Source organism: Fodinicola feengrottensis (assembly GCF_010993775.1).
Taxonomy (GTDB): Bacteria; Actinomycetota; Actinomycetes; order Mycobacteriales; family HKI-0501; genus Fodinicola; species Fodinicola feengrottensis.
This window is the reverse complement of the sequence record NZ_WOTO01000035.1, coordinates 41,289-67,520: the sequence shown is the minus strand read 5'-3', so window position 1 is coordinate 67,520 and position 26,232 is coordinate 41,289. Positions and strand designations below refer to the sequence as shown.

The following is a 26,232-nucleotide window of genomic DNA, read 5'->3' as shown; positions in this document are numbered from 1 at the left end:
AGCGACGCGCGAAAGCCCATCGCCGACATGAACATAGAAAGGGCAACGGAAATCATGCTAGAAGTGGACTCGTTGCTTGACCAGAAACTAGAAGCGCGTACCCGCAATGACTGAGCGCATCCGCGTGAACCGCAGAATCGACCTAACGCCAGAAGAGACACCCAAACTGCTGCAGGCAGCAGCCGCGCGAGACGACAAGGCCGTATCGGAGCTCGTAAGCGCATTGGAGCCGATCGCTTGGCAGCGCGCGTATCTGTCGGCCCGGAAACTACCAGAACTTCTGGACGACTTCTACGCGTGCGGGTTGCTGGCCGTTTGGGAGGCTATAGCTGACGAGACCACCCTTGAACTCGGCCGGCTCATTGGTGGATTCAACATCCACTATCGGCGGCTCGCTGCCTATTTGATCGCAAACCATCGGACCAAGGGCGCGGGTGATTCGAACGTATTCAGAACCGACAGGCAAAGTGAGCGGACCAGGGTCGCCGCCGATCTAGCGACTCGGCAAGCCGGATCTGATCATACGGAGATCGGCCGTCCGGTGTTCGGCTCCGCTGATTCAGACAACGCCCGCATGGAAGAAGCACTTCAACAAGCTCTCAGTGCTGGGGTACTCGCATCTGACGAATTTCGTGCGGTCCGCATCTGGTCGGGCATGGAGACGGGGCGAAAAACCAGCGAGAAGCTGGGAGGGCCGCGAATGGGCATATCCGAATGGGAGTTCCGCCGTCTTAAGGACTCGGCGCTAGAGTCACTTAGAGAATGGTCTCTATATTTCTATGCGGAATCCCTCGATAATGAACTAATTGACAGGTAGTAATATATAGGGGAACGTGCCGTCAAGTACTGCGCACCGATTAATGTGAGTCTACGCGCGCGCCCACCCGAATCTAGCCCGCCGGTTGAATGGTTCAAATTCCCGGCCGGTTATGACCCCGCGCTCGCTTCGTCCTCTCCCGTTGCTTGAGCGCGGGGTCTATTTATCGACCAGTGTCATATACGTAGGCTCTAACGCTACTATCGTGACAGTTCCGGATAGCTCAATGGTAGAGCAACGGTCTCCAAAACCGTTTATGCGGGTTCGATTCCTGCTCTGGATGCTTGGACCTGTACGGCAGATGGACTGCCGCCCAAGAAAATAAGGTTTTGGCTGCTTGGTTCGACCGCGGGTAGTTAGCGGGAAGGTGCCGACCAATAACCCGGTTCGAATCCGGGACAGGTTCGTAAACATAGCGCGTTGCCGCAGTCTGGTAGCGGGGCGGGCTCATATCCCGATAGTCGCTGGTTCAAATCCAGCACGCGCTACGAGTCAGGAAATGCCCAGCGGGTAGGTTCCGCTAGATGCGCCTGGACAAGTCGGTACCGCGAGGGCGAAACAGATCCTGTCTGCGGGCCGACCTCTGATTTGACTAGCCTGCGTATCTGGACGAGCAATGAGGACTCCCATCCTCGCCGCGAGCATACGTAGGACAAGGGGCCGGCGTGGGAGCGTCGTTCAGGCTGCGATATGCCGTTGCCCCCTCTGACGTAAAACATCCCGCCACCCAGATCGGTTTGCCAACTGTCCCCCGGGTGACGGGATGCCGTTCTACCATAGCAGCATTCGGAGAACCTGTGTCAGACGACGAAGACGAAGACACCACCACCGCCTATTGCGTCGAGCATGACGGCAATATCGCGGTCGCTGAGCGCCTCTGGGGTCTGACTTCGGATGGAACTGAAATCGTCGAGCTCGTTTGCTACGCGCACGCCCCGCAGATCTGATGATCGTCTCAGCTAGCGCCTATGCGCAGCAGACCGGCCAACAGCTAGCCGCAGAGCTTGCCGTTCCGTTGCAGCTCTCACGGGTCTACGCCAGCGCCGTGCCCAACTCGGTTCCGCGGGGCACTGCAGGCCGTATCGTGCTGAGCGCCAAACCGAATCTCGCTGATCAAGCCGCCGGACGACTAGACGCGGCCTGGGCGAAGCTATACAGCGTGCTGCCTGCAGGCTCGGTCGTGACGATTTGGCACGAGCCGGACTCACTTATCCGAGCAGGAACCATCACGTATGCTGCGTGGTTCGCTGCATTCAGCCACTGGATAGAGCACGCGCAAAGCCACAGTGTCACGACCATGTTGTGTCTAACCAACGGACCATGGCGCTGGGCTATCGAAGACCCTAAGCGGTACCTGCCCGACACGCTGCCTGACGTGTTCGGGCTAGACGTGTATCAGGACGTGCCGTCTCAGTGGCTCAGTCCAGAGGCGTTGTGCGCGTCGGCCTTCAGTTGGGCGCTGTCAGCCGGCATTAGCGCTGTCGCGCTGCCTGAGTTTGGCGCCATCGCCGATCCGCGGCGGGCTCAGTGGATCACGGATATGTGCGTGTGGTTGGACCGATGGCAGCCCGCACAGTTCGCTAACTACTGGACGGATGCGGGCAGCAAATTCGACGTCCGTGCAGACAGCGCGTCGCGCGCGGCACTCAAGGGCGAAGTACTGAGGCACGTATAACTACGCACACTAAAGGCCGACCGACTGGTACAAGAAGTGGACGCACAAGCCTGCCTCGTGGGCGAACGGTTCCACGTCACGATGGCGCAAGGTGCGGGCGACCCACCTGAAGGCGAATCCGTGGTGTGTGTGGTGGGGGTAGAGGCGAACACTGTCGACCACATCGACGGCACGGACTACGACACCCAACGGTATGACCCCGCGATGCTGCGGTCGCTGTGCGCACGTTGCCACGCCATCCGAACCGCTCGACAAGGCGGACACGCGCGCGCCGAAGCCTTGAACACAAAGGTCGTCGTCGAAAACTCGCCGCGTTCGCGCGACTGGTATCGACAAACGTGACGGAAGACCAAGCCAAGATTTTTTTACAAAACCTACCGCATGACCGGCACCTGTTTTGCCTTCTCTCCCCACGTGCCTGGAGACCGAATTGACCGACATGTCCGATTTGTCGGCCCGGCTTGAGCGGTACAAATAGGACATCGTGAAGGGTCGGCAAGGCGTGAAGGTTGAAGATGCCGTGTTGCACGACCTCCAAAGGCTTTCTGAGGACGAGCAGAACTCCGCCCTAGCCCAAGCCGCGTTGACGCTGGCTCGTGGACTAGATGCGGGCTACGACAAGGGCTCGGAAACCGCTGCCGTCGCTCGCGAACTTCGCAACTACATGGCCGATCTCTTAGCCAACGCTACAACGGCCAAGGGAGACGGCGTTGACGATATCGCAGTCCGGCGAGCAGCTCGCCTTGCAAAGGCCGCGGGTTCGTAATGTACCTGAATACGTCTCATCTGCCGGCCTCGAAGCGGTTGAATTAGCCGCTTCTGCTGGCCTGTTTCTGGATCCGTGGCAGCGCCTCGCGCTGGACGACACGCTGGGCGAGAAGCCGGGCGGTAAATGGTCAGCCTTCGAAGTCGGAATTCTAGTCGCTCGCCAGAACGGCAAGGGTGCGATTATCGAAGCTCGTGAGCTAGCTGGGTTGTTTCTGTTCGGCGATAAACTCATTGTACACTCTGCGCACGAGTTCAAGACCGCTCAGGAAGCGTTTCTTAGAATCAAGGCGCTGATCGACAACACCGACGCGTTACGCCGGCGCGTGCACATGATCAGAACCGCACACGGCGAAGAAGGCATCGAGCTTCGCGACGGCACACGTCTCCGATTCATGGCGCGATCCCGTTCGTCGGGCGCGCGGCTTCTCTGGCGACACCATGATTTTGGACGAGGCGCAAGAGCTGCCGTTGGCCGCAATGGCCGCGCTGCTCCCTACACTGTCTGCTCGACCTAACCCACAGATCATCTACACCGGAACAGTACCCGCACCGGAAAACGACGCAGAGCACTTCACGTCAGTGCGGGACCGCGGTCGAGCCGGCCTGAGTAAATCTCTCGCCTGGCTGGAATGGTCGCCGGGTGAAGAGTGGTCCGACTTGGATGATCGCGAAGCCTGGGCGGTGGCTAACCCCGCCTTGGGATACAGGATCTCCGTCGAGTTCATCGAAAAAGAACGCGAAGCGTTGAGCGACGCGCGGATTTCGCCCGCGAACGCCTTTCTGTCTGGCCGCGAAACTCTACCGGCTCGGTGATCGATGCCAAGCTGTGGCGCGACCAATTAGATCCGACCTCTGAGGCCGAAAATCCCGTGGTACTGGCTCTTGACGTGCCCCCAGATCGTCAATGCGCATCGATCGGGTCAGCCGGACGGCGCACTGCCGGTGGCGTGCACGTCGAGCTTGTAGACCGCCGGCCGGGAACCGGGGTGGGTCGTGGAAAGCATCAAACAACTGGTCACAGCGTGTCGACCTAAGGCTGTCGTTATCGACTCCGCCGGCCCCGCTGCCTCGCTGATTGTAGAGCTGACCGCGGCAGGCATTCCGGTGGTGACTACGTCGGCTCGCGAAATGGCCCAGGCATGCGGTTCGCTATACGACGCTATCCGAAACGGCGAGCTGTGGCACATCGGGCAACCGGAACTAAACGACGCTGTAGCCGCCGCGTCTAAACGGCCTCTGCAAGACGCCTGGGCATGGCAGCGTAAAGGCAACACCGATATCAGTCCGCTCGTAGCAGTCACTCTCGCAGCTTTTGGTTTGGCGTCCTCGCCGTCGTATGACGTTCTGGGATCGATCTGGTAACGGAAGGATCTCGAATGCTAAGTGAGGCGCACATACATGCGTAATCCCTTCCGCCGTCAGGCATCTGCGGATGTCTCCGAAAAGCGGATGTTTGAATCCAGCTCTGTTCCGCCGCCTGGCACGTCCGCCGTCGGTGGCGAGCTGGCAATGCAGCCTGAAACAGCGATGCGCCTAGCTCCGGTGTTCGCGGCCGGACGTATCATCGCGTCCACCATCTGTATGTTGCCGCTGCAGACTTATCGGAAAACCGCTGACGGCTCCCGCGTTCCGCTAAACTAACGGCAGCCTGCTGACTAGCCCGTCCACTACCGGCGGTCTTCGGGACTGGCTTTTCCGAATGATCACGTCGATGATCTACCGCGGCAACGCCGTGGGCATAATCATCGAGCGAGACAATCTCGAGTATCCGACACACATCGAGTGGCTAAACCCTGACGATGTGTTCGTCGAAGACGTGCTTAGTCAGTTAATCGGCCGTGGCTCGTTTAGCGACCCAATTTGGTATTGGCGCGGAGTTGAGATCCCGACGGCGGACATAGTCCACATTCCGTGGTTCCCGATGCCGTATCGCGTGTGGGGGATGTCGCCGATGGCCGCGTTCGCCACGTCGGTAGCTACAGGCTTGGCCGCGCAACAGTACTCGTATGACTGGTTCAAGTCTGGTGGCGTGCCTACTGGCACTTTCACTAACTCGGAGATGGAAGTCAGCCAGACGGACGCCAACGTAATCAAGGGCCGCTTGGTTCAAGCAATCCGAAGCCACGAGCCGATCGTGTACGGCAAAGACTGGACGTATAACCCCGTATCCGTCAAACCTCAAGAAGCTCAGTTCATTCAAACGATGCAGCTGACGGCTACGCAAATCGCTAGCGTATACGGCGTCGATCCGAAAGACGTGGGTGGAGATACTGGCAGCGCCGGCACGATCAAATACGCCAACGAAGAACAGCACGACCTGAAATTTCTTCGATTCACTATCATGCCGTGGCTGGCTCCGCTCGAAGAAGCCTTATCCAAGCTGTTGCCCCGCGGTCAATACGTGAAATTCAACGTTGACGCACTGAGCCGGCCGGACTCGGCAACCCGATTTGCTAATTACCAGATCGCCCGCAATATCGGACTGCAGAACCTGGACGAACAGCGTGCTCTAGAAGACTGGGCACCGATCCCGGGCGGTGGCGGTCAAGATTACACTCCGCTGCCCTTGGCTGAGGCGGCCGTCACCCCTGCATCACAGACTCCGGACCCGAACGCAAACGAGCCGGACACAGACGAGCCCGGAACGTAGGCGGCTTGTGAACGGAGTAAATCAATGGTTGATCGTCGCACTCTGATCGATTCTCCCGAACGTCGAAGCGTCGCCGCGGCTCTGGAATTTCGCAGCACTGACTCTGGAATCTGACGCTGACCGGCTACGCGTCGGTGTTCGGTAACGGATACGACGTTTATGGCGGTCCACCTTTCGGTTGGACTGAGTCGGTTGATCCGGACGCGTTCAAGACAACGCTGGCTCAAAAGCCGGACCTTCATCTTCTCATTAACCACGAGGGTATGCCACTCGCCCGGACCAAATCAGGCACTCTGCAGTTGTCTACCGACGCTCATGGGCTTCACGTGGAAGCGAATCTAGACCGCAACGATCCTGACGTTCAGCGCCTGCAGACCAAAATGCAGCGCGGGGACATGGACGAGATGAGTTTCGGGTTTCGAGTCAAACGTGACGAGTGGAACGACGACGAGACCGAGCGCAAACTTACCGAGGTATCCCTTCACAAAGGCGATGTGTCGGTGGTTAACTTCGGCGCCAACCCTGCGACTTCCGCGCAAGTTCGTAGCCTGGACCAGGCGCTCGCCTTCCTCGCAGACGTCGAACCAGATGAGGCACTAGCCGAGCTCCGCTCGTCGAATCCTGCCCTTTTGGTGGCTGTACGCGAAAAACTTGCGGGTCTTTCTGTATCTCTCACGCCACCGCCAGCAGCGCAACGTAAATCGATGTCGCTCGCTGAAGCTAGGGCGTTACTCGAAGAGATCGCCGACTAGATCCCGCTAAACGATCTGGCACTGATCGTCGACAAGAAAACAAAAACGTCGAACCCTGGCACTGGGTGGGCGAGCTTTACAAGCCGGCTTGGCACTAGCCGCAACCCATAAACCCACCCGATGTATTGGAGGCTCGTCAATGGACGAGCGACTCAAGCGGCTCATTGCTCGCCGCGAAACCGCCCACACCGAGCGCGAAACGCTGCTTGCGCAGCGCAAGGCGATCGTGGACGTTGCCGGCGAAGAGGCCCGCGAGGATCTGTCTGCCGAGGAAGAGGCGGAATTCCGCGCTCTGGCGGCCAGCATTAAGCTGAAAGACGCCGAGATTCGTTCGTATGATGAGCGAATCACCGAAAATGGCCGACGAGCTGGAGCGAGACAAGCAGCTCACTGAAGGCGCCATCAAGGTGCGTCAGGCCAAGGCTAGCGCATCTGTCACCAACGAGGCTCGCGTCTACGAGAAGAACAACGGCAACAGCTACCTACAGGACCTCGTGCGGGTGCAGGCCAACATGGACGACGGCCGGTCGATGCAGCGCCTCCAGCGCCACGCCGTTGACGTTGCCACCAGCCCTGAGTACCGCGCGCTGAACCGTACTGACGGTACCGGCGGATACTTCGTCCCTCCGGTCTGGCTGATGAGCCAGTTCATCGAGCTGGCTCGTGCGGGCCGGGCGTACGCGAACGTTGTCACGTCGCAGGCGCTGCCGCCGGGTACTGACTCGATCAACATCCCGAAGGTCAACACCGGCACCGCCGTTGCGGCTCAGACCGCAGACAACGCGGCTGTTAGTTCCGTGGATCTCACCGACACGTCTGTTTCGGCTCCGGTTCGCACTATCGCCGGCCAACAGGATGTCGCCATTCAGCTGCTAGACCAGAGCCCGATCAACTTCGACCAGGTCATTTTCCGCGACATGACTGCGGATTACGCCACCAAGCTGGATCTGCAGGTCATTTCCGGCTCGGGCTCGTCTGGTCAGGTCACTGGCGTTCGCGCGACTTCCGGAATCACTACGATCGTCGCAACCTCAGGCGCCTCGAACGTCAAGCTCGTGTACGCGAAGGTGGCTGACGGCATCCAGCGCGTGCAGACTTCCCGGTTCCTGCCTCCGCAGGTCATCGTGATGCACCCGCGGCGTTGGGCTTGGTTCCTGGCCGCGTTCGACACGAGCGGCCGCCCGCTGGTTGTGCCGAACTCGGGCAACCCGCAGAACTCGCTCGCCGAGTTTGGCAGCGTTACCTCTCAGGAAATTGTCGGTTCGCTGCAGGGCCTGCCGGTCGTGACTGACCCAAGCCTGCCGACCACGCTGGGCGCCGGTACCAACGAGGACGTTATTCACGTTCTGCGCTCTACCGACCTTCTGCTGTGGGAGTCGCCGATCCGCACCCGCGTTCTGCTGGACGCGGCGTCAACCAACCTGTCGGTTCGGCTGCAGATCTACGGCTACATGGCGTTCTCGGCCGCGCGGTACCCGCAGTCGGTCGTTGAAATCGGCGGCTCCGCTCTGGCGGCTCCGGTGTTCGACGGTTCAGGCGCCTAATCTAGCCGAAAGGCCTCGATGAAGATCATCGGCTTACTTTGTTGGTACGAAGAAGATCCAGCGTGGCTCGCAGAATGCGTAGCCAGCGCCGCCCGACTCTGTGATCATTTGGTCGCGGTGGACGGCGCGTACGCTGAATTTCCGGGAGCGCTGGCTAAGCCGGCGAGTGGCACAGAGCAAGCCGAGATCATCAATCGCACCGCGGCGGGCGCGGGTATTGGATGCACTATCCATGCCCCGCGCCTTCCGTGGTGGTCCGGTGAAGTAGGTAAGCGAGACTTTATGTTCCGTCTCGCCGCAACCTTCGCCGATCCAGACGACTGGTATCTCGTAATTGATGCAGACGAGGTTCTTACCTCGATCCCCAGCGATACGCGACGCCGGCTCGCGGAAACCAGCGACAATGTCGCTGAGTTGATGCTGTGGGAGCGAGAATCCCAAGCAGCCGTTGCTGAGTTGGTGGACACCCGCGGCGACTATCTAAACGCCGATCGACGTCTGTTCCGAGCTCTGCCTGACCTAGGCGTAGAGCAAGCGCATTACGTGTACACCGCGACGTTGAATGGCCACAAGGCTGTGATGCGGGGTAATCAGTCCCTGCAGCATCTCGAACCAGCGGCCGACTTCACGGATTTGCGTATGGAGCATCGCACCCACCAACGCACACAAAGTCGGAAACGACTAAAGCGCGACTATTACTCGTTGCTGCCCGATCTCGAACATGTCGAAGCCCTTACGTGAGGAAACGTTTACCGATGCTACGTGATGTACGGGCGGACTTTATCGCTGCATATTTGGCCGAGTTCAAGGCGCTTGCTGCGGCTGGTCGACGAGAAGGCGCCGAAGCTGTAGCCGCGGTGTTGCGCGACTATTACGGCCACGACGTGCATGGCGGCGAAACGCCGGTCTCTGTCGAGGCGGCTGTTGCTGCGCCGCTTCCAGAAACTGCGGCCGTTTCCGGCCCCCAGCCCCGCCGTGCGGCGAGAAAGTAACTCATGTCAGTTGTTGCACATACCTACACCAAACTCGGCACGTCGATGTCGAAAAAGCTCGTCAACCTGGAGACCGACGCACTGAAAGTCGCGTTGCTGTCCTCATACACTGTCACCACGAGCCAGGACACGGCTCAGTTCTATTCGGACGTAGTAACCGCTGGCGTCGGCGTGGAAACGTCGGGTACAGGCTACACGGCTGGCGGATTAGCCCTGACCAGTATTTCGGGTTCGGTCTCCGGACACGTATATACGTTGACCTGCGCAAACCCGGTGTGGACCACGAGCACTATTGCCGCAGCGTATGCGCTGTTCTACGACAGCACCCCAGGTAGCGCGGGCACTAACCCGGTGATCTGCTATTGGGACTTCGGCGGCACGGTTTCCAGCACGGGTGCCTCATTTACTCTGACGATTTCCGGCAGCGGATTGCTGACGCTGACGGGTAGCTAATGACGACGCGGAATTACGTAAACGCGGCGGCCGCCACAACACTCGCGTCGTCTATGACGAACGTCGTGGCTACGATGAACTTGACTTCTAAAACCGGCTGGCCTACGTCATTCCCGTTTGTGGCTGTGATCGAGCCGGGTAGCTTGACCAACCAGGAAGTAGTGGACGTAACTTCGCTGGTTTCAGGTAACAACTTCAACGTGACCCGCGGGGCAGACGGCTCAACAGGCGTCGCTCATAGCAACGGCGTGCAGGTGCTGCACGAGGTCACTGCTCGTGACTATACCGAAGCCAACACGCATGTAAATGCGACCGGGGTTGTCCACGGATTGTCGGGGTCGATTGTCGGCACGTCTGATAGCCAGACCTTGACTAACAAGACTGTAAACGGTAACAACAACACGTTGTCCAACCTGGTCACGTTTCAGGCGTTCTCCGGATCTGCTTCGGTAGTCACGGGCGCCACGGCGACCACGGTAGTGTCGTTTTCAGCGACGGTACCTGCGGCATGTCAACTCGCCGAGGCCGTGTTTGAGCTGACGTACACAGGGACAAACCAGCGAACCGCATTCAATATCTCGCTTGGCGGGACGGTAATGTCGGGCGACGGCCTGCGCTGGGTGAGTCTGCCAGACGGAAGCACATACGGCACCACCAAAGTTTGCTTTCTGGCGTCGCCGTCGACCGGCGCGCAAACCTTGCTGATCAAGAGCGTGACAAGCACTGCCGCCGTGACGGCTACGGCCTCCATTTCGGGTGTCCTAAAGTACTACACGTAGGGCGGCCGCTGTAGATGCCTACGCTACCTAATCTAATCCCGTCCCTGATCATCACTAATCCGGGAATAGTCGCCGGCGTCGTGGCTAACACCGCGACCGCCGCTCCGGCAGGCACGATTACTGCCGCCGCATCGGTTGTCGGCGTGCGCGCGAACATTGCCGTAGCTGCTCCCGCTGGAACGGTATCCGGAGCCGGGACGGTAAGCGGAATTGTAGCCGCTATTTCAACGGCCTCGCCGACTCCTGCCGTCTCCGCCGCGGCGACAGTTGCTGGACTCGTCAAGAACATCGCGCTGACCGCCCCTGTGGGAGCGCCTACCGCTGCGGCAGTTATCGCCGGGGTAAGCGCTAACACCACATCAGCCGCCCCCCCCGCAGGCACCGCAACGGGTTCCGGCGCAGCGGCTGGCGTGACGGCCGCGGGTACCTATTCAGCGCCCGTAGGCGCTGTTTCAGCCGCCGTAGCGGTCACCGGCGTAGTTGCTGCAGCCTCGCTCGCCGCTCCCCCGCAGGAACTCCGAAAGCCTCTACAGCGCTTGTCGGCACTGTCTCGGCCATCAGCTTGGCTGCCCCATCTGGAAGTGCTTCCGGAGCGGCTCCTGCCTCGGTAACGGGCAGCGACGCCGACTCTGCCGTGGCCGCGCCAACTGGCTCAGTAAGCGCCGGTTCCGCGCTGACCGGTGCAGTTGCCAGCATTGCGGTCTCCGCAATAGCGGGCGTCGCAAATGCAGCATCTGCGGTACCAGGCACACTAGCCGCGATACAGCTTTCGGCACCCGCTGGGGCAGCGTCCGGCAGCGCGGCTTTGACAGCAGCCCCAGCTGATTCCGCATTGCACGCGCCGTCCGGCCTAATCAACGCGAGCGTCTCGATACTCGGTCCGGTCTCGGGCATCGTGGTATCCGCCCTTGCGGGTTCGGCAACCGCGGCGGCCACGATCTCAGGCGCGACTGCGAATGTCTCTGCGGCAGCGCCTGTCGGAACGGTCGCGGCTGGCGGATCGGTCAGTGGGCCGGTTGCCGGTATCGGGTCAATAGCCCTGCCTGGCGTAATTATCAGCGCCGTTCGAATTTCAGGAGTTCCCGCAGCGGATTTCGTTGCGGCACCTGCCGGATCTGTTTCGGCGATCGCAGTCGTACTCGGACAACCCGCTGAGATTCAACTGTCCGCCCCCAACGGGGTTGTGGCTGCCGGACCTTTCGGAGGCTCCTTACAGCCTCGATCAAGCTCACCTACTTTTTCTGGCCGAGCCGAACGTTCTGGCCTAGCCAACACAACCGCATCGGGGTTGCTTGAATGCCATACGACATCGGCGACGCCGTAAGTCTAGCGACCACGGTTCGCGACAACACAGGGACACCGGTCGACGCAACGCCAACGCCGACGCTGACAGTCACTCGTCCTGATTCAACCACCGACACCCCGGCGGTTGCGCACGTTGGCGTAACGGGATCTGGACAATATCAAGCTACGACAGTGGCAACGCTCGCCGGCACATACACATATTCGTGGGTCAGTACCGGGACGGTTGTCGCAGCGGAGCCGGGTCAATTTTCGGTTGCGCCATTCGCTGTCCAAGTCGCGTCGCTGGAAGAGTTCAAAGAACAGCTGAACAGAAACCCGGCCATTAACTCTGACTACTTGGACGATGGCGAGCTGCGCACATATCTCGGAGCCGCTACCCGCATCGTCGAGTTCTTTATCGGACCGATCAGCGTCAAAACCTTCTCCGAGCGCTTCACGAGCTACCAAGGCGTAGGTTTTGGCGGAGTAATCGTTCCGCGTAAGTCGCCACTCGTGTCTGTCGTCTCAATCGTGCCGGACAACGGCTCAGTGGTCAATGTATCCGACCCGACTCAGGTAACCGTAGATACCTTGACCGGGTCGGTGTCTGTCAATCTGAATTGGGTTCAGTCGGGCGTCATCACCTACACGGCTGGCCGCTCCGCAATTCCGGATAACGCGAAACTAGCCGGGATGATCATCGGTCAGCATTTGTGGCAGACCCAAAACGGTGGTGGCGGCCTTCCTTTTCCTGGCGACACCAGTCAGCTAGTCATCCAAGGCAGTCCGTACAGCATCCCTAATCGGGCCAAAGAACTGCTCATTTTGGACGGCATGAATGTGCCGGGCATCGCATGAGCACGCAGATATTCGACGTACTTGATTGGCTTGTCGATACGTTCTCGGCAATCGAATGGCCGGCCGATCTTCCGGTCTACATTGTCGACGGACCACCGCTGACCGACGTATCCCAGCCGATGCTTTTGTACGTCGGGTGGGACGGGAACCTGCCTGCGGAAGCAGACTCGGCCAAAGCCCCGGAAGACTGGGCGTTCTTAGGCAACCCCACCTCAAACAATCGCGATGAAACGATCGAAATTCCGTGCGTACTTCAGGTTCGCCGCGGCGATCATAGCCTGCGGACTCGTCGGGCGGAAGCGAAGATGTTGACGGGCTTGATTGTCCAGTCTCTGCGTGACGCGAATTCTTGGCAAGGCCCGCCGGGGTCCGCCGTCTTATGGCTCGCAATCAGCGACGTAGTTGTCTGGCAGCAGCAAAGCAACCAGGGCACGTCACACTTTTCCATCACTTCACTATCAAAGTCCGGGCTCGCGCGTAAGGGAACAAATGCGATTCATCAACCATACCGGTAACGAGCTCGTCTTTCCGTCTCTGCGTCTACGAGTCGATCCCGGAGCCGAATTCGAAGTGACCGACGAGAACGCCGCGGCGTCTCTCGCAGACCAGGGCTTTCCGGTTGCCGGCGAGCAGTCCACTAGCTCGGAAAGCGAGTAACTATGCCGATCGGTTCTGGGCTAAGCGCTCAAATTGGCGTCGCACAAGAAGTCACCCCCGGCACGCCAACCACCTCAGGTATGCGTTTTTTTCGAGTTCAACTCAGAGACGCACGAGCTGAAAAAGACCGTGGTCGAGGGCAAAGGCCTTCACGCGGGTGGCCAGTATGATCGGGCGGCACGACGCGCATACGTTAAGCGCGACGTGAATGGCGGCTTCGACCTTAACGTGGCTAACAAGGGGTTCGGGCTGCTCCTGCAAAACATGCTGGGGTCCTTCTCGGCTACGGCCGTCCAGATCGGCGTAACCGGCGCGTACAAGCAAGTGCACGCCCCGGGCTCGCTACAGGGCAAAACGATGACGGTCCAAAAGGGTGTCCCCCAGACCAACGGAACCGTCATCCCCATCACATACACGGGAGTCAAGTTCTCCGACTGGGAGATTTCGTGTAAAGAAGGGGAGATCGCCACCCTCAAGCTGACCGTGGACGCGTGGGACGAGCTCAATCCCAACACGTCGCCGGCTGGTCCGGCGCTGGCAACCGCGTCGTACCCGGTGGCTAGCGAGTTCCATTTTGCGCAAGCAAACCTACTGCTCGGCGGCACCGCCACCACCACGTCGGGAGTCACGTCCGTCGCCAGCGGCGTGAACATCGCCAGTGTCACCAACTGCAGCATCAAGCAGAGTAACCCGTTCAAGGCAGACCGCTATTTCTACGGCTCGAACGGGCGCAAGGCCGAGCAGATCGAAAACGCCACTCACGCGCTGACTGGCCAGCTGGATGTCGAGTTTGTTACGCAGGCTGCGGTATACGACCTGTTCACGTCCGACGCTGCCGTGGCCCTCGAAGTGTCATTCGTCGGTCCGTCGATCGGCGCCAGCAACTACACGTTGGACATCATCATCCCGAACATCCACTTCGATGGCGAAACCCCGAAGATCGGTGGTCCGGACGTTCTCAGCAGCATGACGATGCCGTTCACGGGTCTGGACGACCAGGTCAACAACCCGATCCAGATCACGTATATCTCCACCGACACCGCGGTCTAATATGGCGGCTCCGCGAACTGTCATCCACGGCTCGCTGTCCGCTCAGGTCGTGGATCTGCGCAACTTAGCCAGGGACCTTAAAACGGCTGTCGGCTCGTCTCCAAAGGAACTAGCTAAAGGTCTTCGCAGCGCCGGTCAGATCGTGGCCGCCGCCGCGGCATCTAACGCGTCTTGGTCGACTCGAATTCCCCAGTCGATAAAGGTCAGCGGAGGTGCGCAGTCCGTCACCGTCCGGGCCGGGGGCGACGCTGCCCCACACGCGGCCGCCTTCGAGGGCACCAAAGGCGCCGTGTTCAGGCACCCGGTGTACGGACAATCTGAGGTCTGGGTTGACCAAGCGGCGAAACCATATCTGGCCAAAGCCGCTAACGACAATGCGGATGCGGTTGCTGAAGAAGTCGCCAAAGTCATCGACGCAGTCATGCGCAACGCAGGATTCAAGTAGATCAAGGGAGAGCGCTTTGCCGCAATACAAGGTTGACTGGGAAGGCAAAACGTACGACTTCGACCCGGAAGATATTGACGTCAAGCAGGGCATCGCGATTCAGTACGGCACGGGGATGACCTTGAAGGCGTTCAACGACGGTATTCAAGAGGTCGACGTGCACGCGTGGCAAGCACTCATGTGGCTGATGAAGAATCAGAACGGCGAGCAATGCAACATTCAAGACCTCAACTTCAAAGTAAACGCGTTCAGTAACGCTATCAACGCCGCGGAACGTCAATATACGGCGGAGCTTATCGAACGCTGCCGACTGTGCGACGACGACGGCCTGATTGGCGATGCGGCGTGTTCCCATGACCCAAAAGGCCAACCCGACCTGAACGCTTCATCGTCCACAAGCGCGCGGACAAAAGCCTCCGAGACCTCCGAGCCGAGTACTTCTTCGGACTAACGCACGTCTGTCACGTACAGCCTGATGCGGTCGACAAGTTGCGGATTATCGATTTCTTTCACCTTCTAGACGGCATAGACGCATACGTCGAAGCGAATAAGCCCATAAGCTAGGGAGCTTGCGTTATGCCTTCTGTTCTGTCGCGAACTGTGCAGGTTAAAGTCGTTGGCGACATGTCCAACGGCACCAAGGCCGTGGAGGGGCTAGGTACATCATCCTCCAACACCGCCGGCAAAATCGGCAAGGCGTTTAGCGGCTTAAGCAAAACGCTAGGCTCGTCGTTCGGCGGAGCCCTAGGTCCCATAGCTGAGAGCCTTAATATTCTAGGCGAGGGCTTTGATCACCTCGCGGAACATGGCCGCTCGGCGGGCACAGTAATAACGGCAGTAGGCGGTGCCGTCACTGCGGCTGGGGCGTTGATGGTGACATCAAGTGCCGCCGACGTCCAGGCTCAGGCGCAGCTCAAAACCTCCATAGAAAACATGGGCGGTTCTTGGGAAGAACTAGAACCCAAGATCGAAAGTGCAATCACGACTCAAGCCAAATTCGGCAACGACGCTGCCCAAACTCAAGGCGCCTTGAGCAGCTTGACACTCGCCATGCACAATCCTGAAAAGGCTTTGAATGCGCTCTCTATTGCGTCTGATATAGCGGCCAAAAAGCACATCAGCCTAGTGGCTGCCGCGGATCTTGTGGGTAAGGCGTACAACGGCAATACCAAGATCCTCAAAGAGTTCGGTATCCAGGTGGCTTCCACCGCTAACGCAGGCAAGCTGCTGGCGTCCGCGACCAAGGCACATGCCGCGGCGATTACGTCGGTCAGTACCGCACAGCAAAAAACTTCCGACCTGGAAGCGGTAGATGCCGGCAAAAAGAAAATCTCAATAGCAAACCAAATCGCGCTGCGCAACGCTCACGAAGCGGTTTCGGCGGCTCAGACGAAGGTGGCTACAACCGCCAAGGCCGTATCCATCGCTCAAGCGGGAGTCACTGCGGCAGCCAGCAAGGGTACCGATGCCCTTAATAAGCTGGGCAACGCTGCACAAGGACAGGCCTCAGCGTCGGTTGTCGGTCTCGCTGGACAGTTCAAAGTGTTCAGGACCCAGGTGGAAAACACCTTCAACCAGGTTGGTGCCAGGTGGGGCCCCGCGTTAACGGCCGCAGGTCCGCCGGTCCTGATTGCGGGGCAGATTATCTCGTCCGGAATCGTGGGAAAGATTGGCTCTGGCGTAGATAAGGCCGCAACCAAGATTGGCAAGCTCGGCGGAACAATCGGCCGATTCGCCGCGCGGCTGCCTGCCAATATGGGTTCTGGATTCGTAACGATGGGCTCCAACATTGCCTCTGCGGCCAGCGCCGTTGCATCGTTGACCGTAACGGTCGCTGAGAACTCGCTGGCGTGGGTGAAGAACACCGCGATGATGGTGGCCTCGAAAGTCGCGATAGCGGCTCAGGTGGTGTGGCAGGGCGTCGTGAAGGCCGCCACCGCCACGTGGGCGGCTATCCAATGGGTGCTTGACGCGGCCATGGACGCTAACCCCATCGGCCTCGTCATTATTGCTATCGCCGCCCTGGTAGCGATCATCGTGCTTATAGCCACCAAAACCCACTGGTTCCAAGACGTGTGGGCGGCTGTTTGGCCGGTAATCTCGGGCACTTTCCAAGCGTTCTGGAAAGACATCCAGGTTATTGGTGCCGCCATCGGTTCGTTCTTCACCGTGACTTTGCCTGGTTGGATCAAGATCGGCATGGCGTTTTTCTGGGCGCCAATTCAGTTAGCATGGAATTTGTTCCAAGGATTCAGTAGGGGCGTCGCGTCCATCATCCTGGATGTGATCCGGTTCTTTACGGTGACTTTGCCGACCGGTATCCGGCAGGCTGTCAGCTTTGTTGTCAGCGCTATCGTAAACCTGCCGAACAACATCCTAGCCATATTCAACCGAATAGTGTCCGGCGTAGGGAATATCGGCCGCAACATAGTCATCGGACTGTGGAACGGCATCGCCGGCATGGGCGGTTGGCTGTGGAACCAAGTAAGCAGCTTCGCCAGCAACATCATTAACAGCATGACCAGCGCTCTAGGTATCCATTCTCCGTCTACCGAAGCCGCGGACAAAGTCGGTAAATGGCTGCCGGCTGGAATCGCCAAGGGCGTCGACGACAACATGCACCTCATCGTGGGCGCAGCCTCTCGGATGGCCGATGCCGCGCTGCCGGCAAGTGCCTCTGGCGCTGGCGGTCTGGCTGGCGGGTTCGGCGTGGCGGGCGCTTCCTCTAACGGCGAGGTCGTGACTATCCCGGTTAACTTCAATCTCGATAGCCAAGTATTGGTGCGCGCGTTGGTTAAGTACAACCGTCGCACAGGGCAGGCCACTGGAGGTCTAGCGTGAGCCTGGGTCCTAAGCTTGAGATCAACGCCTCAACCACCTATTCAGCCGCCCCGACCAGCGGCTGGATAGACATCTCTGCTTATGTGGCGTGGGACCAGCAGTGCACGGTCACCCGCGGCCGTGCTGACGAACAGAGCGCGGTAACGCCGTCTACGTTTGCGTGTGTTCTGGATAACGTCGATGGTCGGTTCACGCCGGGGAACAGTGGATCACCGTATTACCCGAACATCAAGATTCCGCTGTGGATCAGGTTCACGATAGTAGACGCTGGGGCAGGCATCAGCTCGCCGCGGTTCACCGGACTGGTAGATTCGTGGACGGTTGACGTTTCAGGTCCCAATTCGTACAAGACGGTAGCGGCAACCGCGACAGATGTGCTGCATCGAATGCAGCGATTCCGGCAGATTAGATCGTTTCTGCACGAGGAGATTTTGCAGGATGGTCCGCTAGCGTACTACCCGATGGACGACGGCAAAGACGCAACGGGGTTCGCGGACCAATCCGGAAACCTGCAGCCTCCCCTGCAAGTGTATTCGATCGGGCCGAGCGGTGGATTAGACCCAGGCGGAACGACAGGGCCGCCCGCCGCAGGCGAGAGTGCTCCGAACTTTACCCCTGACTACTCGCAAGGATACGCAAACCCGTTCGGGAAGTATCTTCAGACTAACCTAACCTCGCCGTTGACTATCGGCAACGGTCACTCATACACCCTCGAATGGTGGATGAAGATCAACGTAGACGGAAACTACGGCGAGACGTATCCAAACTACGACGGGGCGAGCCTGTTCTATACCGGCGCGATGATGGTGGACGGCCAGAACCTAATCGGAGGATTCTACCAGGGACCCAACGGTCCTTCGCCATTCGTGTCAGGCGGCCCATACACCAACTACGGAACCGCTCAGACATATCTGGCATGCGGCGACAGAACGTCCACCACACAGGCCCGCGGCCTAGGTGGCCATCTGACACCCGGCATTTGGTATCACTTCGCGGTAGTCAGCGACGGAGGTACGACGGCCGCGTCGGCAGCCTTCTATCAAAACGGGCACATGATGGGATGCGTCGGCAGCTTCGTCCCCCTCTCTCAGCCCCCCGCCACCGTAAAGACACTATCTCAGCTGCAGATAGCGGGGCTGCCGGCGTTTGGTGGCGCTCTATTGGACGGATCGGTTGCCCACGTCGCGCTTTATCAGACCAATCTGAGCCAGACGCGTTTGATGCAACATCATTTAGCCGGCCGCAATGGCTTTTACGGCGAGTCCCTGCGCAACCGAGCTGTTCGAATCATTAAGTACGCGGGATTTGGGGACCAGTCCGCAAGCTCGGCAATGGAAGCCAGCGGCACGCCGGTGGTTAACCAATCAGCGGATACGGCGCTAAACCTGATTCACGCGTTGGAAACGACAGAACAGGGTCTATTCTTTATCGACCCCTCAGGACTGCCCACGTTCTACTCCCGCGGACATCGCTACACGTCACCCGTCTTGACGCTGGACGCCTCGCCAGGGTCCGGCAACGTAGGTGTCGGTGACGTGGTACCTATTCTCGACGACTCGCGTTTGATTAATGACGTCACGACCACCACCGGTACGGGCTCGTCTTCGCGAGCAGTTAACAACGCTTCGGTAGCGGCTAATGGGACCTATCAGGCCTCGGTAACTACCGTAAGTGCCTCCCCGACCAACGGCGATGAAACCTCTCGGTGGATCATCAATGGGCAGTCCAACCCGCTGATTCGCATTCCACAGATCACTGTGGATCTGTTAACCCAGCCGTCAATTCGGGCCGCGGTACTTGCGGCAAAACTGCTGGACCAAACGCAGTTCACGAATCTTACGACAGGCTATGTTTTCGGGATCATGGCTGTCGAAGGTATTTCCGAAACGTGGTCCATAGATAAACAAGTCGTTCTGTTCACCGTGGTGCCTAATGTCCCGCAGACAACGGTGTACACAGTCGGCGTTGCGGGATCGGACGAACTAGATACCTCGTCGGCTAGATTGGGATTCTGATGACGGTAGGTTCTCCTGTCACGTGGGCAACAAACGACAAAATCACGGCGACCAAATGGAACGCCGAGACCAGAGACCAAAGCAACGGGCTTCTCGGGCGTCCTAGGGCTATGTTGGTGAAAAAACTAAGGTCACCATGTGGAACGACGCTAATTTCTCCAACATCCGCCCCTCGCCCGTCACGCTATGCAACGTCATTTTCGATGCCGTCGCATACGATTATGCGTTCGACGGTTCGCAGATGGCGTACGGATCTAGCCTGATGTGCAACATTCCAGGGGTGTATCGGCTGCGGGCCGCCCATTTCTGGGATGTCACTAATATTTTCCCAGGCAACGCAACGCCGTTCGTGGGGACAAGAAACGTCGCTTATGGCATCAACCATTCAGGGCAGTTTTTGTCTGACCGACAGAGTGGTCCGCCTACCGATGTTCAGTTCCCAGGGTGGGACCAGGATGCGCCCTTGACTACCTCCGGTACCGCTATAGTCCAGCCGGTGCGGGCCCGTGCCGTGTTTGTGCGCCTCATCCAGGGCGATCAAATAGAGCTGTTCGCCGGACAGGATAGCGGTAATCGGCTGTTGGATTACGTCGTCAACCAGAACAGCTCAGCCGCGGCTACGTTGGCATCAGGGTTCACGACGTTCTTAGCGGCAGAGTGGGTGCGGTCATGACAAGCCCTATAACTCCCGGGACGTACCTACCGAACGATCAGCTGACGGCAGTCAAAAACAACACCGACGTCCGGACCGCGCTACGGGCCGGATTCCAGCCACCGCGCGCTAAATTTACCCGCACCACGACCAACACTATCGCGTCGTCGACACAGCCGCAGGTGCTGGCGTGGAACACGCCAGCGGTCTACGACGATGCGTACGACGGATCGACGATGGCCGACCCGTCCGGGTCCGGATTCACAATCCAAATATCGGGCACATACCGGATCCGGGCCCGCATGTCATGGGCGTACCTGGCGGCCGCTTCATCGGGGTTTCGGTATCTCGGCATATACCAAGCATTCGGTACGTTCATTACAGGCGGCAGCTCGATAGGGTCAGCCATCACTGGAATCTACGGCGACCCGCAGGCTATGGTTTGGGATTTCTGCCGCTGGAACAATGGCGCACCGTGCACCGCATACGTGGATTTCACGACGCCGCTGATTGCAGGAACTACGCTGCAGACCGGCATAGCGCAGAACTCATCAAACACGCTGACTTATTTATTCGGAACTCCCTACATTTGGTTCGCTATCAAGAAGGTGTCCTAATGACGGTAGGAACGCCTGTCACGTGGACATCAGCACAGGCGCTGACTGCCGCAGTGTTAAACGCGGAGCTGCGTGACCAATATTTGGCCCTGTACGGAATTCCGGCGGCTCGGCTAGACAACGCTATTATCGGCGCTCCGAGTACATCGCAAGCTGTTGGAACGCTGCACACAACTGTCTCAACTGTTCAAACGTTCGACACGCTGACCTACGCGTCAACCTACACAGGGTCAATGACGACTGGTTCCGCTCCGTACGATCGGCTTATCGCGCCTGTTGCGGGAACCTACGAGGTATGTGCAGGCGGCGACTGGGACGGCTCGGTGAGTGTGGCCGGTTACAGGTGCATTCTGGTTCGCCAAAACGGCACGACGCTGGTGGATTACGACATGGAACAGTCCGCTACCACAACCAACATGCAGTTTGCTATAGCGTGTTCGGAACGATGTTCCACGGATATCAAGATGGCCGCGAACGACTACGTACAACTCTTCCCGACACAATCATCGGGTTCGACAATAGACATGCCCCACAACGCGTTCATTGAGATTGTTCGTATAGGCAACTAACTCGCCACGAGAGGCGCCCGTGACTCAGCCCGATCTCCCCGTACTTCCGGACGCCAGCCAGCTGCAGCCGCTGACTCCACCGCCGGAAGACACCGTGAAGCCGCTCACAAACGTACGGAGGTGTCCGCGTGACCGCTCAAGGCCGCGATATCTCTTCGTACGATAGCGGAGTCAACTACGGCGCCTACGATTTTCTGATCGGTAAGTACACCGAAGGCGCTAGCTATGTCTCGCCTGGCGCTACCGCTCGCGCCAACGCGACACGCGCTGCGGGTAAGGTGTTCGGCGCGTATCACTTCGCCCAGCCTGGCGACGGCGCACAGCAGGCCGACAACTTCCTGTCAGTCGGCGCTCCGCTCAAGGGCGACCTGCCCGGCTTCCTGGATTACGAGGTTGACGGACTCGGCATCGGCTTCCTGAATGCGTTCTGTCAGCGCTACCACGCGCGCACCGGCTACTGGCCGGGCGTGTATGTCGACCTGTCCCGCTATCAGGGCGAGCTGCAATCTGGCCGCGGCTGGCGCCAAGCCGGACAACGGCTGTGGATCGCCAGGTACAGCGCTAGCGGTCCCGGCGTAAGTTGTGACATCTGGCAGCACCAAGGTGACCCCGACCTTGATATTGCCTACACGCCGCTGTCAGAGATGACCATCGGTGGATCCGGGCCGCTGCCGAGCTCGCCTTGGCGCGCGGTGGACAACGTCGACAATACGGTCTGGGTCCAGGGTCGTGCCCCCGTACTGGCTCTGGAGAAGCGTCCGTACCCGAGCTCAACTCAGCCAACCACCGCAGACATGCGCCGGGTACCCGCAGACCACTGCGCAAACGACAAGACCGGAATCACCCGCGACTGGGCGAACTACATTTACGATCTCTTCAACGCGATTCCGTGGGACTCAACCGGTACGTGGGCTAACGAGTTTGGGATCGTCGCGGGCGACACATACGGCCGTGCGCATTTCAACGCGCTGTCCGCTTGGGGAGCTCGTCACGGCGGCGTGCGGCCTGGCGGCGACTCAGGGGACTGGGCGAATCTGTGGGCGACACTGCAGGGGCAGGTACACGTGTCGTGAGTCTTCCTAATGGCTACGTCCGGTTTCAAAGAACTGTACGAGATGCTGGTTTTACTCGACCAGAAACTAGACACTCTCGTTAGCACGCAAACCGATCACGAAGCGCGCCTTAAGCATTTGGAAGCCACAGCCGGTCGCCGGTGGCAGATCTGGTTAGCTGTTGTCGGTGGCTGTCTCGGGCTTCTCGCGGGTACCGTAGGTGGCCTGATTGGTTTACTGCGGTAGCTGTTTGTGTTGGCCTGATTACGCGGCTGTCGAACTGTCGAGTTGCATGAAGCTACTGACTCGATTCGATACCCTACGTTTTTTCTAAACCAACCTGGGATCATGTCGATTTTCGACAGGTTGACAGGGTGCGCGGTGGCCGTCGCCACAAATATCCAAAGTCAATACGCGAGTCGGTGACGGCCGACATATTTCAACCGCACAACCCTGTCGGAATGTCGATCTACTACTACTTTCTAGGTTGTTCCTAGAGGAAAAAATCCCCAACAGTCTATAGAGAAACGCGTTTTTGTTTCGACATATTGACAGCGATGTGCCGCCCGCCACTTTAGGTAGCCGGCAGCTGCCGCGACGAGTAGACTGGTGCACAGAAGGGCTCCCTGCTGCATATTGCCGGGGAGCCTTTTCCTTGCCTCCTGCTTCCTGCCTTTGGAGAGTCTCGCATGTTGCCCAACATTGCCTTGCTCGGCCGCAGCAGAAGCGGTAAGGATACGGTCGCTGATTTCCTGGTCCAAGAATTCGGCTACCAACGATTCCAGCTGAATGAGCCGGTGCGCGAGTTAGCTAAATTACTCAACCCGATGGTAGGCGTGATAGACGGGCTGGAAGCGCGTTACTGCGATGCGCTGGACGCATTCGGTTATGAGAGCGCCAAGGACGAAGTTCCGGAAGTCCGGCATTTCTTAAACGCAGTCGGCGACTCGCTTCGCGGCGTGTTTGGAGCCGACGTGTGGGCACAACATGCGGCCGCTCGTCTCGACGCGATGTCCGGCGGCCCGGTTATCGTGACGGATTGCCGTTTCCTGCCCGAAGCGTCGACGCTGGACGCCCGCGGGTTCGCGTTCTGGCGCATGTACCGCGATGCGGAGCGCAAGGACAACCCTGCTGACTGCGAGGCCGACGCATTAACGGAGCGGTTCAGCGCCGTCCCGACGTACAACAACGGCACTCCGATAGACCTGATCACCGGGATCCGTTCCCGGCTAGTTGCCCTGCCCGTGGAGGCGCTCTGATGTCCAACCCGACCGACCCGAAGGTTCTCGTAGCCGCCGCTACCGGCGGAATCGTTGCGCCTGTCGCTGCCGTGCTTGTGTACGCGCTCGACTCCATTCCGCTCGTTGCCGCGTGGCCCGCGACCATCCAGGGCGACCTGTCCGCCGTTGTACTGGCGGGCGTCACCTATGCCGCAGTGTTCGCTGCAGGCTGGTTCACTAAGCACGCTCCCGTGCCGGTGGTAGATGCCGTGGAGAAGCTGGCTGAGCCGGTGGCCGTTCCGCCGGTCGCGTGACCACTCCAAAGCCCGGCACCATCGGGCTATCGATCATACGAGGCCGTGTCGGCCTTTTGATCCGCATCGGTGAGTTCCTGAATGGAAACGGCTGGACATATACGCATACCTGGATTCTGGCGGAAGACGATCAGGTGTTTGCCGCCTATCCCGGTGGCGCGTCGTACCAGTCGCTCGCATCAGAGATCGCGATGCGTGGTCCGATCGCGTACGTCGACATTCCGGTGACGGACAACGAACGTGCCGCGGTGCTGGCAGAGCTGCCAGGCCTTGCAGGCACGCCGTACAGCTACCTGGAGTACCTCGCGTTGGCAGCCCGGCGGCTCGGTGTCCGAAGTAAACGACTGGACGCGTACATCGCCTCGGCGGGCCATATGATCTGTTCGCAGTTAGCTGCGGAGGCATACCGCCGCGCCGGCGTGATCATCTTCAAGGATGGCCGACTCCCGCAAGACGTGACACCAGGCGATTTCGCCTCGCTGCCGCTCTACAAATGAACACACGAAAGCCCCGCTTCCCTTGATTGGGTTGCGGGGCTTTTGTCGTTTAACGCGAGCCGCGGAGGTACTCGTCAGTGAGCCGGCAGATCTCGTCCGTGTGTCGAGCGGCCCGATCCGTCAGCAGGCTGGCGGCTTCCGCGTGTCCGGCGGCGCGTAGAACGTCGCAGCACGCGTAGACCTCGTCGCGTCGTCGCTCCAACTCCGCCGCCTCATGCAGCGCGGCGTGCGCTGGATCGTACGCGGTGTCCGGCATCTCGGCTCCCTGTGTCGGATCGGGTATCAGAAGGCCGCGAGAAAGTTAACCAGCGGGAGGACATCGGCACCGCAGTCGACGCACGTTGTGGCGGTCACGTCACACCACGGGAGGTTGAAATCGTACGACACGGCGCCACAGAAGATTTCGCCGGCCGCGTTGATGTGGTGATCGACTGACGGCTGTTCGACCGATTCGATGTCTCGCATTTGAACCACTCCTTAGACGGTCAACCTGCGTGCTTGCTGCTGTCCGACATTACCTCGTCTTGCCGGACCTGGCAAGACCTAATCTTGCCGCATCTGGCAGCACGTCGTACGCTTACCCCATGCCCGCAACCGACGATTCTGAGCTGCCGGACATGGTCACGGTCACCGAGGCCGCGGCCCTGCTCGGCAAGCCCGATCGTACGGTCCGCTGGATGATCAACAACGGGCTTTTACCGGCCCGCCAGGTGGGTAGCGCTGGCTGGGTGATCCGCCGCGCGGTTGTCGACGAGCTGAGGGAGCGATAACGATGTCTGACACGGGCGGCACAATGGAGGTTGCGAGAGAGTACTGGGGCGTTCGGATGGCGAGGCGCGGATACGACGCCAATAAAGACCTGAACGACCCGGACGGGTGGGGACGCTGGTATCAGGGGCAGCTGCAGAAAACCGCTGAGGCCCGCGGCCTGCATTGGGAGGTGGCAGCCAGCAAGGTCTACGACGTGCCGCGCGGGATGACGTGGCCGAACGTACAGAAACAACTGGATAGAGATCATTGCCGCCACGCCGCTACAGCCGGACATGGGTCGCGTAGCCGAGTACACGCGCTATCTGAAAGAAAAATACAACGACGGCAACCACGGCCTGCCGATGTCTGACCGACGTTGGCCCGGTTATGACCCCGGCCTCTGAGCACCCCTCCGACTCAGAGACCGGGATGACCGTAGGCCAGCCACACGCAGAACGCCAGAAACACAAGCGTCATAGCCACGTAAATTAGATCGATCCAGTCACCCACGCGAGTCGCCGCGCATCTTGTCGAGCTCGGAAGCCACGTCCCGATTCGACTCCCGCAACGCGCACAGGCGACAGAGGCCGGTCGTGGAGCTTCCGGGACGCTTGAAGCAGTCAACGCATAGCGCTACTTGAGCGGGCAGCGGCAGGGTCATCGTGACTCCCTTACAGGCTCGTGCACGTGCCGATGCACGTGCATATGCACGGCAGGTTAGCACGTGCACGCGCCGAGTTACACCTCCCGAAGCTCGACAACGCATGCATGCCTGAATGTCGCGTACAATCTCGCGCGCTGTCTGCGTTGCGTTGGGTTGCAGGGACAAGCGGGTCCACGTACCCGTAGCACATGTGACAGTCACGGCCTCGCCGTCGAAGGCGATTCGATACGCGTTACCCGAACCGTCGTAGACGCGCCCGGACACGTCGCCTCGGGGTCGAGCCAATCCCGGCAGATGTTTGTGGCTGTGCCACGGTA

The 26,232-nt window shown here is 59.4% G+C and carries 30 protein-coding genes and 2 tRNA genes; 30 read left to right on the top strand and 2 right to left on the bottom strand.

Features of this window, described 5'->3' with window-relative positions; translation table 11 throughout:
• The first annotated feature begins 106 nt into the window (after positions 1-106).
• From GNX96_RS29010 to GNX96_RS28870, 29 genes are all read left to right on the top strand, one after another.
• Positions 107-817, top strand: a complete 711-nt coding sequence (locus GNX96_RS29010) for a hypothetical protein (protein WP_163571057.1) — start codon at positions 107-109, stop codon at positions 815-817.
• 211 nt (positions 818-1,028) lie between these two features.
• Positions 1,029-1,100: transfer RNA gene (locus GNX96_RS29005), tRNA-Trp, on the top strand.
• Positions 1,101-1,231: 131 nt separating this feature from the next.
• Positions 1,232-1,305, top strand: a tRNA-Met gene (locus GNX96_RS29000).
• Positions 1,306-1,614: 309 nt separating this feature from the next.
• A complete protein-coding gene (locus GNX96_RS28995; RefSeq protein ID WP_163571055.1) occupies positions 1,615-1,764 on the top strand; it encodes a hypothetical protein in 150 nt (49 codons plus the stop codon).
• Positions 1,764-2,492 carry a hypothetical protein gene (locus tag GNX96_RS28990; RefSeq protein WP_163571053.1) on the top strand — a complete coding sequence of 243 codons (729 nt, stop codon included), beginning with the start codon at positions 1,764-1,766 and terminating at the stop codon, positions 2,490-2,492. The genes GNX96_RS28995 and GNX96_RS28990 overlap by 1 nt, the downstream gene beginning before the upstream one ends.
• Before the next feature lie 57 nt (positions 2,493-2,549).
• The gene (locus GNX96_RS28985; protein ID WP_279581749.1) at positions 2,550-2,834 is read left to right on the top strand and encodes an HNH endonuclease signature motif containing protein; all 285 of its coding nucleotides are present in this window, start codon (positions 2,550-2,552) and stop codon (positions 2,832-2,834) included.
• Between the two features lie 368 nt (positions 2,835-3,202).
• Positions 3,203-3,775, top strand: coding sequence for a hypothetical protein (locus GNX96_RS28980; RefSeq protein WP_163571049.1), 573 nt, complete (start codon positions 3,203-3,205; stop codon positions 3,773-3,775).
• The gene (locus GNX96_RS28975) at positions 3,738-4,073 is read left to right on the top strand and encodes a hypothetical protein (RefSeq protein ID WP_163571048.1); all 336 of its coding nucleotides are present in this window, start codon (positions 3,738-3,740) and stop codon (positions 4,071-4,073) included. Before GNX96_RS28980 ends, GNX96_RS28975 begins: the two co-directional genes overlap by 38 nt.
• Before the next feature lie 835 nt (positions 4,074-4,908).
• The gene (locus GNX96_RS28970; RefSeq protein WP_163571151.1) at positions 4,909-5,910 is read left to right on the top strand and encodes a phage portal protein; all 1,002 of its coding nucleotides are present in this window, start codon (positions 4,909-4,911) and stop codon (positions 5,908-5,910) included.
• Between the two features lie 110 nt (positions 5,911-6,020).
• Positions 6,021-6,662, top strand: coding sequence for an HK97 family phage prohead protease (locus tag GNX96_RS28965; protein WP_163571149.1), 642 nt, complete (start codon positions 6,021-6,023; stop codon positions 6,660-6,662).
• Positions 6,663-6,801: 139 nt separating this feature from the next.
• Entirely contained in the window at positions 6,802-7,056 is a 255-nt protein-coding gene (locus GNX96_RS28960) for a hypothetical protein (protein ID WP_163571046.1), read from the top strand.
• Positions 7,019-8,206 (top strand): phage major capsid protein, encoded by a 1,188-nt coding sequence (locus tag GNX96_RS28955; protein WP_163571044.1) that lies wholly within the window; start codon positions 7,019-7,021, stop codon positions 8,204-8,206. Before GNX96_RS28960 ends, GNX96_RS28955 begins: the two co-directional genes overlap by 38 nt.
• Positions 8,207-8,224: 18 nt before the next feature.
• Positions 8,225-8,947: a hypothetical protein gene (locus tag GNX96_RS28950; protein ID WP_163571042.1), complete on the top strand. Its 723-nt coding sequence runs from the start codon at positions 8,225-8,227 to the stop codon at positions 8,945-8,947.
• Positions 8,948-9,201: 254 nt separating this feature from the next.
• Entirely contained in the window at positions 9,202-9,651 is a 450-nt protein-coding gene (locus GNX96_RS28945; protein WP_163571040.1) for a hypothetical protein, read from the top strand.
• 53 nt (positions 9,652-9,704) lie between these two features.
• Positions 9,705-10,430 (top strand): hypothetical protein, encoded by a 726-nt coding sequence (locus GNX96_RS28940; protein ID WP_279581748.1) that lies wholly within the window; start codon positions 9,705-9,707, stop codon positions 10,428-10,430.
• A 1,296-nt stretch (positions 10,431-11,726) separates the two neighbouring features.
• Positions 11,727-12,572: a phage gp6-like head-tail connector protein gene (locus tag GNX96_RS28935; RefSeq protein WP_163571036.1), complete on the top strand. Its 846-nt coding sequence runs from the start codon at positions 11,727-11,729 to the stop codon at positions 12,570-12,572.
• Positions 12,569-13,087, top strand: a complete 519-nt coding sequence (locus tag GNX96_RS28930) for a hypothetical protein (protein WP_163571034.1) — start codon at positions 12,569-12,571, stop codon at positions 13,085-13,087. The genes GNX96_RS28935 and GNX96_RS28930 overlap by 4 nt, the downstream gene beginning before the upstream one ends.
• A 175-nt stretch (positions 13,088-13,262) precedes the next feature.
• Positions 13,263-14,279: a phage tail tube protein gene (locus GNX96_RS28925; RefSeq protein ID WP_279581747.1), complete on the top strand. Its 1,017-nt coding sequence runs from the start codon at positions 13,263-13,265 to the stop codon at positions 14,277-14,279.
• Positions 14,280-14,328: 49 nt separating this feature from the next.
• Complete coding sequence (locus GNX96_RS28920; protein WP_163571030.1) at positions 14,329-14,724, top strand: hypothetical protein; 396 nt, start codon at positions 14,329-14,331, stop codon at positions 14,722-14,724.
• A gap of 16 nt (positions 14,725-14,740) precedes the next feature.
• On the top strand, positions 14,741-15,175 hold the full coding sequence (locus GNX96_RS28915) for a hypothetical protein (RefSeq protein ID WP_163571028.1): 435 nt from the start codon (positions 14,741-14,743) through the stop codon (positions 15,173-15,175).
• 173 nt (positions 15,176-15,348) lie between these two features.
• Positions 15,349-17,565 (top strand): phage tail protein, encoded by a 2,217-nt coding sequence (locus GNX96_RS28910; protein ID WP_163571026.1) that lies wholly within the window; start codon positions 15,349-15,351, stop codon positions 17,563-17,565.
• Positions 17,562-19,580 (top strand): LamG domain-containing protein, encoded by a 2,019-nt coding sequence (locus tag GNX96_RS28905; RefSeq protein ID WP_163571024.1) that lies wholly within the window; start codon positions 17,562-17,564, stop codon positions 19,578-19,580. Before GNX96_RS28910 ends, GNX96_RS28905 begins: the two co-directional genes overlap by 4 nt.
• Positions 19,581-19,716: 136 nt before the next feature.
• Entirely contained in the window at positions 19,717-20,253 is a 537-nt protein-coding gene (locus GNX96_RS28900) for a hypothetical protein (RefSeq protein WP_163571022.1), read from the top strand.
• Positions 20,254-20,414: 161 nt separating this feature from the next.
• On the top strand, positions 20,415-20,849 hold the full coding sequence (locus tag GNX96_RS55950; RefSeq protein WP_279581746.1) for a hypothetical protein: 435 nt from the start codon (positions 20,415-20,417) through the stop codon (positions 20,847-20,849).
• Positions 20,849-21,418 carry a hypothetical protein gene (locus GNX96_RS28890; protein WP_279581745.1) on the top strand — a complete coding sequence of 190 codons (570 nt, stop codon included), beginning with the start codon at positions 20,849-20,851 and terminating at the stop codon, positions 21,416-21,418. The genes GNX96_RS55950 and GNX96_RS28890 overlap by 1 nt, the downstream gene beginning before the upstream one ends.
• A 128-nt stretch (positions 21,419-21,546) precedes the next feature.
• Complete coding sequence (locus GNX96_RS28885) at positions 21,547-22,491, top strand: glycoside hydrolase family 25 protein (protein ID WP_163571017.1); 945 nt, start codon at positions 21,547-21,549, stop codon at positions 22,489-22,491.
• 668 nt (positions 22,492-23,159) lie between these two features.
• Complete coding sequence (locus tag GNX96_RS28880) at positions 23,160-23,729, top strand: deoxynucleotide monophosphate kinase family protein (protein WP_163571015.1); 570 nt, start codon at positions 23,160-23,162, stop codon at positions 23,727-23,729.
• A complete protein-coding gene (locus GNX96_RS28875; RefSeq protein WP_163571013.1) occupies positions 23,729-24,004 on the top strand; it encodes a hypothetical protein in 276 nt (91 codons plus the stop codon). Before GNX96_RS28880 ends, GNX96_RS28875 begins: the two co-directional genes overlap by 1 nt.
• Complete coding sequence (locus GNX96_RS28870; RefSeq protein ID WP_163571012.1) at positions 24,001-24,501, top strand: hypothetical protein; 501 nt, start codon at positions 24,001-24,003, stop codon at positions 24,499-24,501. The genes GNX96_RS28875 and GNX96_RS28870 overlap by 4 nt, the downstream gene beginning before the upstream one ends.
• Positions 24,502-24,550: 49 nt before the next feature.
• Here GNX96_RS28870 and GNX96_RS28865 read toward each other — a convergent pair whose 3' ends face one another.
• Both GNX96_RS28865 and GNX96_RS28860 read right to left on the bottom strand, forming a co-directional pair.
• A complete protein-coding gene (locus GNX96_RS28865) occupies positions 24,551-24,757 on the bottom strand; it encodes a hypothetical protein (protein WP_163571010.1) in 207 nt (68 codons plus the stop codon).
• A gap of 26 nt (positions 24,758-24,783) precedes the next feature.
• Positions 24,784-24,966 carry a hypothetical protein gene (locus GNX96_RS28860; protein WP_163571009.1) on the bottom strand — a complete coding sequence of 61 codons (183 nt, stop codon included), beginning with the start codon at positions 24,964-24,966 and terminating at the stop codon, positions 24,784-24,786.
• A 119-nt stretch (positions 24,967-25,085) separates the two neighbouring features.
• Between GNX96_RS28860 and GNX96_RS28855 the strand changes: the two genes are divergently transcribed.
• Positions 25,086-25,271 (top strand): helix-turn-helix domain-containing protein, encoded by a 186-nt coding sequence (locus tag GNX96_RS28855; RefSeq protein WP_163571008.1) that lies wholly within the window; start codon positions 25,086-25,088, stop codon positions 25,269-25,271.
• The last annotated feature ends 961 nt before the right edge of the window (positions 25,272-26,232 follow it).

Coding starts and splice junctions, on each gene's coding strand:
- GNX96_RS28855 (WP_163571008.1), top strand. CDS start 25,086: ATGCCCGCAACCGACGATTCTGAGCTGCCGGACATGGTCACGGTCACC.
- GNX96_RS28890 (WP_279581745.1), top strand. CDS start 20,849: ATGACGGTAGGAACGCCTGTCACGTGGACATCAGCACAGGCGCTGACT.
- GNX96_RS28880 (WP_163571015.1), top strand. CDS start 23,160: ATGTTGCCCAACATTGCCTTGCTCGGCCGCAGCAGAAGCGGTAAGGAT.
- GNX96_RS28940 (WP_279581748.1), top strand. CDS start 9,705: ATGACGAACGTCGTGGCTACGATGAACTTGACTTCTAAAACCGGCTGG.
- GNX96_RS29010 (WP_163571057.1), top strand. CDS start 107: ATGACTGAGCGCATCCGCGTGAACCGCAGAATCGACCTAACGCCAGAA.
- GNX96_RS28990 (WP_163571053.1), top strand. CDS start 1,764: ATGATCGTCTCAGCTAGCGCCTATGCGCAGCAGACCGGCCAACAGCTA.
- GNX96_RS28875 (WP_163571013.1), top strand. CDS start 23,729: ATGTCCAACCCGACCGACCCGAAGGTTCTCGTAGCCGCCGCTACCGGC.
- GNX96_RS28955 (WP_163571044.1), top strand. CDS start 7,019: ATGGCCGACGAGCTGGAGCGAGACAAGCAGCTCACTGAAGGCGCCATC.
- GNX96_RS28910 (WP_163571026.1), top strand. CDS start 15,349: ATGTCCAACGGCACCAAGGCCGTGGAGGGGCTAGGTACATCATCCTCC.
- GNX96_RS28930 (WP_163571034.1), top strand. CDS start 12,569: ATGAGCACGCAGATATTCGACGTACTTGATTGGCTTGTCGATACGTTC.
- GNX96_RS28975 (WP_163571048.1), top strand. CDS start 3,738: ATGGCCGCGCTGCTCCCTACACTGTCTGCTCGACCTAACCCACAGATC.
- GNX96_RS28945 (WP_163571040.1), top strand. CDS start 9,202: ATGTCAGTTGTTGCACATACCTACACCAAACTCGGCACGTCGATGTCG.
- GNX96_RS28935 (WP_163571036.1), top strand. CDS start 11,727: ATGCCATACGACATCGGCGACGCCGTAAGTCTAGCGACCACGGTTCGC.
- GNX96_RS28900 (WP_163571022.1), top strand. CDS start 19,717: ATGTGGAACGACGCTAATTTCTCCAACATCCGCCCCTCGCCCGTCACG.
- GNX96_RS28860 (WP_163571009.1), bottom strand. CDS start 24,966: ATGCGAGACATCGAATCGGTCGAACAGCCGTCAGTCGATCACCACATC.
- GNX96_RS28960 (WP_163571046.1), top strand. CDS start 6,802: ATGGACGAGCGACTCAAGCGGCTCATTGCTCGCCGCGAAACCGCCCAC.
- GNX96_RS28865 (WP_163571010.1), bottom strand. CDS start 24,757: ATGCCGGACACCGCGTACGATCCAGCGCACGCCGCGCTGCATGAGGCG.
- GNX96_RS28950 (WP_163571042.1), top strand. CDS start 8,225: ATGAAGATCATCGGCTTACTTTGTTGGTACGAAGAAGATCCAGCGTGG.